Genomic DNA, 12,102 nt, shown 5'->3' on the forward strand with positions numbered 1-12,102 from the left:
TTCGTTTTACTTCACAACCTCGTTGTCCTTGAGCATTTTATCGCCCTGTTCCTGTGCTTTCTTCAGCGTATCCTCAATGCTCTGCTTGTTCTGCTGATTAAGCTGGAGGTTCGGTGAGAGTGCATCAGTCTCCATAACCGAGTAGCCAGGGTGGGTTGGGCGAATCTTCGCGAATTCCAGCGTATCCATGAATGGCTTCCACTTCGGATCATCTTTGAAGAACGGATCTTCCAGCGATGGCTTGAAGCCCGGCAAATTCAGACTGGTCTTCGCCCAAAGAAGTGCATTGTCCTTGTTCGCTGTCCACCATTTGATGAACTCCCATGCCTCATCCTTGTGCTTGGAGCCTTCAGGGATCACGAGGCCAAATCCGCCCATAACGCTGCCCTTATCGCCACTTGGTCCTGCTGGTGGGGGTACGATGCCATAATCCAGGTCTTTGCCGTATTTATTGTAGGTGCTTAGCATCCAAGGACCGGAATACAGCATAGCAACCTTTCCTGTGACAAAAGCATCCTGACCTTCGCCAAGTCCCAATTCGAAGCCGACTTTGTACACTTTATCTTTGTTCATCAGGCGGTCCCAGAACTCCAGCACCTGCTTGCCTTTGTCATTATTAAAGTTTGTCTTACCATCTTCAGTCAGCATCTGGCCGCCCGCCTGTTGCAGATACATATTGAACAATCCAAGATCGCCCATGGAGAAGCCGGCTACTTCCAGCTTGTCACCCTTCCATTTGGTCAGCTTCGTTGCAGCAGATTCCAGTTCATCCCATGTCGTCGGAGGCTGAAGTCCGGCTTCGGTCAGCAGCTTCTTATTGTAGAAAAGAGCGCGAGCATCTACTGTGAGCGGCAAGCCGTACAATTTCCCGTCGTTGGTAAGCTCTTTCAGAGATTCACTGTAAAAATCATCTTTGGATATGCCGTCACGTGCCAGATACTCATCCACAGGATGAAGGACATTCTTGGGCGCATACAGGGAGGTCCGCCAGCGATCCCAGAACAGCACATCCGGTGCACCGCCATTGGTGGCTGCGGTCAGGAATTTCGTGATCATATCCTGCTGCAGCACATATTTAACATGAATTTTATCCTGCGATTTATTAAAGGCATCGACCATTGTCTCGAATTGCTTCTGGCCTTCACCGCCCCAGTCTCCCCAGAAGGTAAGCTCTGTTTTCTTACCGTTGCCTCCGGCATCGCCCTTTCCGGTATCCCCTTTCTCAGAAGCTCCGTTACTGCCTCCACAGCCTGCCGCTAGAACAGTAACCATACTGAGTGTAACCGCCGTAACCAACCATTTCTTCATATTCTCATCCCCTTTTGTTGTGTGATAAAGCTTAAATGAACGACACTGCATTCAACAGACATGTGCAGCGGCAAGACGTTGCATTCGCCTGCCTTCTCAGCTTCGCTTAACGGATATATCGCAGGTCATTAACAAAAACTCACAGAACATCATGTTGGCCCAAGAGAACCAGGGTCTCGTAAACTGTCCGGGATCATCCACATGAAAACCTTCATGCATGAAGCCTGTTCCGGCATCAGTACGCTCCAGTAAATCCAGCAGTCCTTTCTGTTCTTCCCGGCTTGTCGCCGTCATCCCCTGAATCGCCAGCGCAATATGCCAGATATATCGCTCAGGCGTGTGTGGACTGCCAATACCGGCTGCAGCGCTGCCTTCATAATAATAAGGATTCTCCCTGCTTAGGATCAGCCTGCGGGTGTTGAGATAGACGGGATCATCGGCTTCTGCATAGCCCAGATAGGGAATGGACAGCAAGCTGGGCACGTTAGCATCATCCATAAGATTCACATTTCCCAAACCATCTGCCTCATAGACATACACATCGCCGAACTCCGGATGCTGCACGATTCCATATTCGCGGATGCCCTCATCTATCTGCGCCCTGAGCCTGGAAGCAGCTGTCTCCATTTCAATATCCCCCAGCACCTCATGGGCAATTTCCTCCACATACCGCAGAGCTACAACTGCGAACATATTGGCTGGTATCAGATAACCGTATTCACAGGCATCATCACTGGGGCGAAAGCCTGACCAGGTCATTCCTGTGAAAGCGGTGAGGCTTCCCCGGCCGTCACGGATCAGTGTATCCGTCGGTGGGCAATTCAAGCGCTGAAACCGATAAGCCGAATCGCTTTCATGATTTTGTTCCCTGCTCCACAATTCCAGTATCCTTCTGACCCCTGTTACAAAATTCGGGTTGAACTGGGAGGTCCGCCCTGTATTCTTCCATAACAGATAACTCAGCTGAATGGGGTAACATAAGGAGTCAATCTCGTATTTCCTTTCCCATATCCAGGGATTCATCTTTGTCAGATCGTCCTGATGGCCCTGGCCAGCAGCAGTTTCATTAAAAGCATTGGCATAAGGATCAAGCTGGATATAGGCAAATTGCCGGTCGATCAGCCCTTGGATCATATCTGCGATTGTCTCATCCTTGGAAGCAAGGATCAGATAAGGCCTAACTTGGGCCGCCGAATCCCGCAGCCACATAGCTGGAATATCTCCAGTAATGACAAAGGTGGTACCATCGGGCTTACGTTTGATCGTCGTATTCCATGTGTTCAACAAACACTTCTCAAACATCCCTGCCAGTCTGGGGCGATCCCCCAGCTTCTCATGTATTGTGGCTATAAGTTCTTTTATGGCCTGCGGAATTTGATTGTTTGAGCTCAGCTTCATAACCTCCCCATTTTCACTTTAATATAAAGCGCTTTCACAAATTAGTATATTGGTATACCATCAATATGTCAATATGTTTTATTTTCGATAATGATATATTGTTATATCGATACTAAGGACAAATAAATGCACAAAGAACCCCAAAAAACCCATCACAAGCTGACAGGTTTCTAAGGGGATAACGATTCTGGACGGATATATTTCGTTGACACCAATACCGCTAGACGGTGCCTGTGACTCGGGCTGGACCGGTGGATTCACCGGTGATCAACCGGGCTTCCAGCATGATTTTATTCGGGACGGTGTTTCCGTTCATGATACTGAGCACATTCTCTACTGCAAGCTGTCCCATCTCTTCTTCATTCTGCTGCATGTGAGTGAAAGAATACCCCCCGCCCAAATGTGTAGGCGGACTGTCAAAGCAAATGATCGAAATATCTTCAGGGATACGCAGACCAAGCCGTTCCACCGCTGTTTTGGCCAGCAGAGCAATGTTGTATTCGATGGCGAACAAGGCTGTAATGGAAGGATGGTTCTGCAAATGGAAGACCAGGCGTGATATGTCGCGCTCAATGTTCTCATCATTAAAAGAATTGGGCAGCGTTGAGGTCAGATCACTGACCCATAGCCCTTTGTCAACCATGATCCCCCGCTGCGCATGCGCCTGGATGAACCCTTCAATCCGGTCCTCCACTGCGGTCGTATCCACCGGCGGCGGGGACAGAAAGGAAATATGCGTATGTCCAAGATCAAATAGATACTCTGTGCCTTGAAGCGCAGCCTTCAGGTTGTCAGAGCTGATCGAAGCCGCTGCCACACCCTTCAAATGCCGGTCGACAAGGACCAGTGGAAAACGGTCGATCACCAGCTTTAGAATTTCCGCATTGAAATATTCACCCTGGGCCGGGAACACAATCAGCCCATCTACGCCAAGGCCCAGCAACTTCTGAATCGACTGCTCCTCATTCTCAGGGATGCCAAAGGTTCTTCTCAGCACCAGAAAGCAGTCTTTGTCGCGGGAAGCCTGTTCCATGCCATAGATCAACCCTGTACCATAGCTGTTGCCAAAATCGGTAATAATCAGGCCAATCGTCTTCTCTTTCTGATGCGCAAATTTGGCAGAGGGCTCGTCGGGTTGTCCTGTTGAAGACGCTTCCTCTTCTATATAGTCATGCACGGGATCAGCTACAAAAGAGCCCCTTCCCGGCTTACGCACAATCAACCGTTCGGCTGCCAGCAGCTCCAGCGCTTTTTTACTGGTAATGCGGCTTACATTATAAGCTTCAGCCAGTTCCTTTTCGGAAGGAACACGCTCACCAAGCTTGTAAGCTTGGGTAACAATATCCTGCTTCACTTCGTCAAAGATTTTCTCATACATCGGCTTGGAAGAAGTTGTCTCACTCATGGCCATCGGTTCTCCTGACTTTCATTATTTCATCTTATACATAATAATATATCATGATATACTATGTTTGTCGACCAATCTCCGCAAATACCCACAATCAGGGGGAGAAGACCGTAAAATCCATTCTGTGCTGAACAACAAATAAGCGGAACCTCACTTGATTCTTTCAGGCTTCCGCTTAATGTGCATCAAGGCTGTTTAATCAGCTCCCTAAATACTGCGGATACAGTATCCGCTAGCTGCTGCGGGGCAACCCCCATCTGTGTGCCAACTCTCCCTGCACTGACAGCCATCATCTCAAGGGACTCTGCACTTTGATCAATATAGGTCGGGTATAGCTTCTTCATGCCTACCGGGGAACAGCCCCCGCGGATATAGCCTGTCCACTTCAGCAAATCCTTCATTGGCAGCATTTCAATCTTTTTCTCCCCGGCAGCTTTGGCGGCCTTCTTCAAATCCAGCTCTTCGCCAACGGGAATCACGAACACGTATATATTAGGGCCGCTGTGCGAAACGAGCGTCTTAAAGACCTGCTCTGCCGGCTGGCCTATTTTATCGGCGACCGCAGTCCCATGGATTTGCCCATCCTCATGATCGTAAGAAAAGATATCGTATGGAATCTTCTTCGCATCCAGAATTCGCATTGCATTGGTTTTACCCGCTTGCATCATCATCAACCTTTCATTCAATTCCCTTTCATATTACATCCAGTCAAGGATAGTCATCAAGGCTCAAAACCTTGCTGGCTGAGCAATACCTGCTCTTCCGAAAAAACCGTCTTCATCCGGTCATATACGATACGCCATGCAGATGGGTTATACCATTCTTCCAGCTCTTGTTCTTCATATAACGAAGATATTCCCAGCTTCCGCGTACGTTTGCCTCCACTACCGTCACCCATGAAATAATCGTCCACACAGACCCGGTCCACTACTTTTTTCAGCTTCTTCGGGAATTCCGGGCTGCTTGGCAGCACCGGTGCAATCGCAGCCTGAGCGGGAATGCCTGCCTCCTTGAGCAGCTCCAATGTCTTGAGACGGGCAGCGATGGGCGGAGCAGCAGGGGAAAAGCGCTTGCGGATCTCATCCAGATCACTCTCCACGGTCAGGCTGACCCGTACACGGTTTCCGAGCTCCCGCAGCAGATCCATATCCCGCCGCACCAGCGGGCTCCGTGTCTGCACTAGCAGAAAGTCCGGCTGTTCCTGCACCATGACCTCCAGTAGCGAACGGGTGACCTGTTCTTTATATTCAACCGGCTGATAGGGATCTGTACTGGAGGACATGAATATAGTGACCGGTCCCTTCGCCTTTGCCCGGAGCAGTTCCTTGCGTAAAAGCTCCGCCGCCCCCTGCTTAATATCCACCCAGGTGCCCCACTCTTTCTTACGGAAGATCGAGACCGGCATTTGGCGCACATAACAGTAAGAGCAAGCAAAAGAACAACCCGTGTATGGGTTTAGAGAGTGGCTGTAGCCCGACAGAAATCCCGTTCCTTTATTCAGCAGTGTCTTCGGCTGTTTGTACAAAAGCTCCGTAGCCATCCTGTTCACCTCGCAGTATATAGATATATGTGATTTTTCCTTACGGGGCAAAGATCGCTTGGCAGTAAAGAACCCCAATCGCAGAATTGGGGTTCGAGTCATGAGTATTAGTCCCTGGGATAATTGACTTGCATGATATCCATAAAAGGCACTTTTATAAGAGTCTCATGATAGCTGAGATGCACTTTACCGGTTCGAGGGTCCATGTCAACAATAACACCACGTACCTGCTCTTCCTGCCCCCATACGGTCAAAAGAATTTCAGATTCTTCCATCTTGGCTTCTGCCAGCTGATTGCCAAGTTCTTCGAGCACGAACTCGTCTCTCGTCGGCCGTTTTGCTACCTTTGCTTTTGCCACACTGTACCTCCAATAAGCCATTACAATTTAAGATAAAACGAAGTATGAATGCTCCTTCTCATTATAACATGTCCCTACCCGACATTTATAAAAAGAATTCCCCTTCACCAAACTCCCTGCTTAAAATTGCAGGCGCTGTTCTCCAGCAATAGCAATGCCCTGCTCCAGTTCCAGCAACCGTTTCTTCATCTCCAGCCCGCCCCGGAAGCCGGTTAGACTTCCATTTTTGCCGATCACCCGGTGGCACGGAACAGTAATTAAGACCGGGTTGGCTCCAATCGCGGTCCCCACTGCCCGCACTGCGGACGGACGACCGATATGCTCTGCAATATCCGAGTAGGACCACGTACTGCCATATGGAATTTCACGAAGCGCTCGCCATACTTCAAGCTGAAAGGGGGTGCCAATCAAATCGGCTGGAGAGATTAGATCCTGACGTTCTCCGTCCAGGTATTCTTTCAGTTCAGCTAGATATAGCTGTAGCCGAGCCTCATCTTCTATAAGCGGACTGCCCGGAAAACGGCGTTCAGCCCACGTGCTCGTTTCACTAAATGGCTTCCCCTGCGAGCCGATATAACAGAGCCCCTTCTCAGTAGCAGCGATGTAAAAATGCCATTCTTTATAATCCAGCAACGTCCAATAGATAACTGGACTAGTCTCTTTACTCATATATGGATGCCTCCTTGGCTGATATATTATCTTCCGCAGCTTGCGTCGTTGCCTGGTAAATCTGGCGGAATTGAGAGGGCGTGTAGCCCGTTTTTTTCTTGAACAGGGTAATAAAATAAGAGGTATTGGGTAGACCAACACTTTGGCCAATCTTGGCCACTCCTTGCTCCGATTGAAGCAGATATTGTCTGGCCTTAGCCACCCTCTGCTGCTGGAGATAATCCACCGGGGTGATACCCGTGATCTTCTTAAACGTCCGGTGCAGATGATAGGGACTGCCATGACATACCTCGGCCAAATGTCCAAGCGTTACAGGTTCAGTTAGGTGATTGTCCATGTATCGGGTCATAATTTCAACCCATTCTGCATCCGGTAATCGCTCCCCGGTGGGCTTGCAACGTTTGCAGGGGCGGAACCCGGCTGCCAGCGCTTGCTCCGCTACCGAGAAGACAGCGACATTCTCGCGCTTCGGGGCCTTCGATTTGCAGGATGGACGACAAAAGATACCCGTAGTCCGCACAGCATAGAAAAAAGTACCGTCGCACGCGGCGTTATTAGACAGAATGGCTTGCCATTTCTCTTCCGTCAATAACTCATCCACTTTGTCCTCGGTCTGGAGTTCGATTTGGCTCTCCGTGTTGCGCTCATTCTGGCGCTCCGTTCGACTCACAGCCAGTTTCTCCATGTTATGCTCTGTCCGGTGCTCTGTTCGACTCTCGTCTTTGCTTTCCATTTCGCGTTCGATTCCACTCTTCATTCCGCTCACCTCTATGGATAGTATACCCCTATCCAGGCCTGCCTGTACGCATTTTGGAATACAATAGCAAGATAGTGAAACTCAAGCTTTCGTCGCAGCGATCGGGGAACTTCTCCCGGAATCGGGGGTCACCGCTGTGGATCAACTTGGAACTGATAGCGTTAGCCTTACGATTCAGCACGACGTGGGTGCGCTGGATGAAGACGGATTCAATGATATGAAAAAAGAGAGGCACCCCGCCCCTCTTTTCTACACTCATGAAGTTCCCTATTAACCTCGCGCTACTTAGTAGCCTGCGGCTAATCCACCCTATGTCGCCCAGTTTTCCTGCGGGGCCAACCTATATACCTCATTCTCCCGGGTCATGAATCCATGCACAATAAATTCCCTGCGGATCGTGGCAAAATCCTCATGAAAACCTTTGATAAACATATTCAATTCCTTCTCGGGATATGGACGTCCCGGCTCCAGCTTGGAAATCAGGTACTCCAAGATAATAAGCTTCTTTTTGCGCTGTACTGGAATGCTCTGCAACCGTCCATCGGCTGTGGAGAAGTTGCGGATAACAGATGCTTTCAATGCTTGATCTTGATCGCTCATCTGATATGCACCTTTCTTGAGATCGTATTTGAACATCCATAAAATTAGTCAATTGTCTAATTAGATATTAATTTAATGTTTATTAGTTGTCAATGATTCCATTCAAGGGATCAATCTCATATTCTTTTATGATTCCATCGCAAAAAAAGCGCCCTATCCGTTAATACGGATGGACGCTCTACAATCCTTACAACCGCGGGTCAATCCCCCGCTCCTTAGCCACTTCAAACAGCAAATTTGCAGCGATCTCTTTGTATCCTTCATGTTCAGAGTTGATCTCATCAAACGGGATCGCCAGCAGATCTCTTCCCAGTTTATACTCATTATAGGAAGTACGCAGCTTCCGGGCAATATTCTTCTGCTTCAAGAGCTTCCGGTACTTATGCGGGAACTTATAGTCATAGCCGTAGATGATGGACAAGTACTCCGGGTTACGTACCTTCATATAAGGCACTGTGCTTCCATCCCATGTCTCTGGCTTGATCACAATGCCCTCCATACCACTCTCAAGCGTAAGCTTGGAGAAATATCGCTCTGCTCTTTCCCAGCTATCCGGTTCTGCAAGATCTAATACAATCGCTTCGTCATCCGACAGAAAGCTGTACATCTCGGATGTTTTCCAATCCGGCTGCTGCTCACGTCCATCTTCGTAGACGATTTTCAGGATAGCAAAAGGCTTATATTCCATGACTTCGTCCCCAGCGTATAACTCCAGCTGCCGCTTGTAGACATCATATGCATTCTGATGATCGGCTAACGGCACATAACTCGCCTTTATATCGTGAATATACTTGTAGGTCTGATACACACTTGCCCCATATTTCTCACTCAAAGCAGATTTGGCAGTACGATTCTGATCCTGCTCAAAGCCACTTGCTTCATAAGCAGCAACAAGCCCGTGATACGCCTCTTCAAAACCATTTTCCTGCAAAAAGGTCAACTCTGTTCCAAGCGCCGCCTCGATCGGCTTAAACTGACGTTCGATCAGCCCTTCTCCGAGCGCCTTCCATGGCAGAAGCTCCCCATCCAGAATCAGCATCGCTATCTTCTCTTTCTCCATGAAGCTGCTAAACTTCTCGTACAGCCCGGTATAAATCTCCGATAAATCTGCTCCTTTAATCCTGTAGCCGTTACGGCTAATAGCAAAACACTGTTCCCGCTCCTTGTGCAGATAAATGTTGCATCTTGAGCCCATATATTTCGGCTGCAGTATCACCTGCTGAACACCACGCTTCTGGAAATACGCCAAGCCCTGCTTTAACGATTCCAGTTCTTGTGTCTCCTCATCTTTATCTGACGGGGACATCGTACCCGAGATAAAGTTCACTTTATGGCAAGTAGCGTAACGGAGACGGCGTGCCTCTTCTTCCTCCAGATCCTGAAGTGAGACCTTTCTAGGTTCCTGGAACAGCATTGGCAGTTCTTCCGGAATGACCGCCCTGCTCGACCGATGTGACCGTACAAACGGTTTGTACCCTATGGTGACCGCTGTGAGCTGGTTGCCATGGACGCTGCCGGTATCGATATGAATTTTATTATAGATTCGAAAAGCTTGCTTCGCCGCAATATGCCCGAAGATATGATACGGGTGATTTTTAACCGCTTCCTCCCGTAAAAAAGAAAGCTGCTCCTCCACCAGCCCTTCCCGGTCCAACCGGAAATTCCGCTGATGGCGAACCGAATTTGTATCCAGCTTGCCTATATACTTGTTCCGACAAGGCGCATGGGTAACATAATAAGAGGGTCCATTAACACCTACATATCGGTAAAACGGCTTCGACACGGCAACCAGACACTGAAATTTCTCAAGCAATTCCGGATCTTGCAGAAGCGTCTGGGTAGAGTCAAAGTACGAATGAAGCAGTTCTTGATCCACACCTTTCACTTCACCACGCAAATATTTATCTACGAAGTTCTCATGGTTCCCCAGAACAAGAACCAGGTGCTCCCGGTTGTCGTACAGAAATTGAATGATCTCCCTCGTCCGTTTTCCTTTATCAATCCAGTCCCCGGCCAGAATCACCTTGGTTCGCTTCAGTTTCTCTCCGGGAATCAACTTACCATCTTCCATCTTGTATCCGTAATCCAGTAGTAGTCCCTGCAGGTCGTCCACGCATTCGTGAACATCGCCAACGATGATATACTGCTGGTCTTGCGGCAATACACTGGATAGATACGCTTGTAAATCCTCTACGACGATACTGTATTCTGAATTGGCTTTTCCTTCTTCCGGTACATAAAAATCCTTAGCCCGCACTCGATGAACCTTCGAATATCCTTCACGGGCCAAGGAGCCAAGGACTTCCGTCTTCAAACGGTTAATATGGCTCGTAATCAGTTTCTTGGAACGTTCTGACGCATAATAATCACTACGTTGTCGATAATCAAAAACGATGGCTTCTAAATTGTAGTTGTTCTCTTGGGCAATCCCCTTGACCTTCGCTCGAAAGTCCTCTGACAGGCCTGTGGTATCGACCACCACAAACTCCGCATTGATAGGAAAGGACGTTACCAATTTCAGTCGTTCGAACAACAGCTTAAAAGCTTGCTCACTGGACTCCAGCATAACCTGATCGTACTTATCATAATCATAGCCGAGGATATCCTGACGGATCTGGTCAGAGGATAGGTACTGGACATTGGCCCGCACGGCACGATTGTGATCTTCAAACTGCAGCCCGGGAATCAGTACTTCCTTGGCAAATGTCGTTTTACCGCATTCTGTAGAACCGATTAACATAAAGATCGTATGAACCTTTGTCTGAATAAGCATCGATTAGGCCCCCTTTTGCTTAAGAATAACGCCTTGTGTGGTTCGGGTTTCGTTTACACAATCACCTATGGCTATGAACTCGGCATACACATCGGCATCTTGAATCACATGAATCATCCATTTCTGAAAATCCTCTTCCCCAAGTTCCCACTTATGGTCCTCATGGCGGAAATCTTTCAGTTCATAATAGCGGTTAAAGTCCGCATTAGGGGTCGTAATAATGAGTTGGTCAAAATCAATAGACGTGCAGATTTGCCGGATTAACTTAGCAGCCTCATCCAGACTCATATGTTCAATCACTTCCGTTAAAATCACGTCCACCTGCTCCCCGTTATAGCTTTCCAGGAACTGATCGATGGAGCTTGCAAGAACAATATTGTCGATCGTCTTGGCCGTTGCTTTGCGTCTTACCGTCTCTAGGCGCTCTTCGTCAATATCAATCGCATAATAGCTAGCCTCCAGCTTTCCTGCAAAAGGAATAGCATAGAACCCTTCTCCGCAGCCAATATCTACAATCGACTTATCGAAGGCTAAGACATTGCCAATATGTATTCTGCGCTGTAGTGCCGTTCCTCCATAGGCAAACTGGATATCATAACGATCTGTTTTTTCCAGCTCACCCTTGTATTTGTGGAACCGGTCCTTCGACGATAGAAAATTTCGAACGAACAGGCTGCGGATATAAAATGGCGCATCCATGACGTTCACGCTCTTGATATATTTATCAAGGATACTTTCTGAAATATCGATGTACTCATTGCCGAAGGCCGAGAGGAACAAACACAGTACACCCGCAACATGCAGGAGCTGGTAGAGGCTTTTGCTCGTCTTCACCGTTAAGGAATAACTTTTATACGCCAGATGACTCATTTCGAACGTGAAGTCCGGCAAGTGCTTTTCAAAAAAATGAATGTACCTCACCAGTTCAATATGAATCATGCCTATGAACAAGGTCTGCTCATACCCCTCAACATCTCGCTCATCCTGTACCTTTAGCGGTGCTGAGAAAAATTCGTTCATTGCATTCAGTGGAAACAACGGTGTATTGTACCGCGACACATTCAAATACTCGAAGTTCTCCTGCTCATGCTGCTTGTAAGAAATTTCATTATCCGCATCTTTAAAATACACATTATACGTCTGAGCATCGGTATACCATCCATAGGCTATGCCTTTACGAACAGGGCGAAGCATCATACCGGAACCGGGATTCTTTTTGATTAAAAATGAAAACTGCGGGTTTGTGGACCTCAACTGGAGGATCGCCATTACCATCTTCTCCTTACTTGC

10 protein-coding genes and 1 pseudogene are annotated in these 12,102 nt (G+C 48.1%); all 11 read right to left on the bottom strand.

What is annotated here, in order from left to right; translation table 11 throughout:
- Window positions 1-6 precede the first annotated feature (6 nt).
- The 11 genes and pseudogenes from HPT30_RS13285 to HPT30_RS13335 all read right to left on the bottom strand — a co-directional run bounded on the left by HPT30_RS13285 (window position 7) and on the right by HPT30_RS13335 (window position 12,081).
- Window positions 7-1,308: an ABC transporter substrate-binding protein gene (locus tag HPT30_RS13285; RefSeq protein ID WP_175371857.1), complete on the bottom strand. Its 1,302-nt coding sequence runs from the start codon at window positions 1,306-1,308 to the stop codon at window positions 7-9.
- Between the two features lie 96 nt (window positions 1,309-1,404).
- Complete coding sequence (locus HPT30_RS13290) at window positions 1,405-2,706, bottom strand: glycoside hydrolase family 125 protein (protein WP_175371858.1); 1,302 nt, start codon at window positions 2,704-2,706, stop codon at window positions 1,405-1,407.
- Window positions 2,707-2,926: 220 nt separating this feature from the next.
- Window positions 2,927-4,111, bottom strand: coding sequence for a GntR family transcriptional regulator (locus HPT30_RS13295; RefSeq protein ID WP_175371859.1), 1,185 nt, complete (start codon window positions 4,109-4,111; stop codon window positions 2,927-2,929).
- A gap of 188 nt (window positions 4,112-4,299) precedes the next feature.
- The gene (gene ybaK / locus HPT30_RS13300; RefSeq protein ID WP_175371978.1) at window positions 4,300-4,779 is read right to left on the bottom strand and encodes a Cys-tRNA(Pro) deacylase; all 480 of its coding nucleotides are present in this window, start codon (window positions 4,777-4,779) and stop codon (window positions 4,300-4,302) included.
- 56 nt (window positions 4,780-4,835) lie between these two features.
- Window positions 4,836-5,654 carry an SPL family radical SAM protein gene (locus HPT30_RS13305; RefSeq protein WP_175371860.1) on the bottom strand — a complete coding sequence of 273 codons (819 nt, stop codon included), beginning with the start codon at window positions 5,652-5,654 and terminating at the stop codon, window positions 4,836-4,838.
- A gap of 107 nt (window positions 5,655-5,761) precedes the next feature.
- Complete coding sequence (locus HPT30_RS13310; RefSeq protein WP_175371861.1) at window positions 5,762-6,013, bottom strand: YolD-like family protein; 252 nt, start codon at window positions 6,011-6,013, stop codon at window positions 5,762-5,764.
- 120 nt (window positions 6,014-6,133) lie between these two features.
- Window positions 6,134-6,682: a methylated-DNA--[protein]-cysteine S-methyltransferase gene (locus HPT30_RS13315; protein ID WP_175371862.1), complete on the bottom strand. Its 549-nt coding sequence runs from the start codon at window positions 6,680-6,682 to the stop codon at window positions 6,134-6,136.
- Window positions 6,675-7,439 carry a bifunctional transcriptional activator/DNA repair enzyme AdaA gene (locus HPT30_RS13320; protein ID WP_246317066.1) on the bottom strand — a complete coding sequence of 255 codons (765 nt, stop codon included), beginning with the start codon at window positions 7,437-7,439 and terminating at the stop codon, window positions 6,675-6,677. The genes HPT30_RS13315 and HPT30_RS13320 overlap by 8 nt, the downstream gene beginning before the upstream one ends.
- A 309-nt stretch (window positions 7,440-7,748) precedes the next feature.
- A pseudogene (locus HPT30_RS13325) lies at window positions 7,749-8,018 on the bottom strand (DUF2087 domain-containing protein); the annotation flags it as partial.
- Window positions 8,019-8,226: 208 nt separating this feature from the next.
- A complete protein-coding gene (locus HPT30_RS13330) occupies window positions 8,227-10,812 on the bottom strand; it encodes a metallophosphoesterase (RefSeq protein WP_175371864.1) in 2,586 nt (861 codons plus the stop codon).
- A 3-nt stretch (window positions 10,813-10,815) separates the two neighbouring features.
- The gene (locus HPT30_RS13335; RefSeq protein ID WP_175371865.1) at window positions 10,816-12,081 is read right to left on the bottom strand and encodes a class I SAM-dependent methyltransferase; all 1,266 of its coding nucleotides are present in this window, start codon (window positions 12,079-12,081) and stop codon (window positions 10,816-10,818) included.
- Window positions 12,082-12,102: the final 21 nt, after the last annotated feature.

This window comes from Paenibacillus agri (assembly GCF_013359945.1).
Lineage (GTDB): Bacteria > Bacillota > Bacilli > Paenibacillales > Paenibacillaceae > Paenibacillus_AQ > Paenibacillus_AQ agri.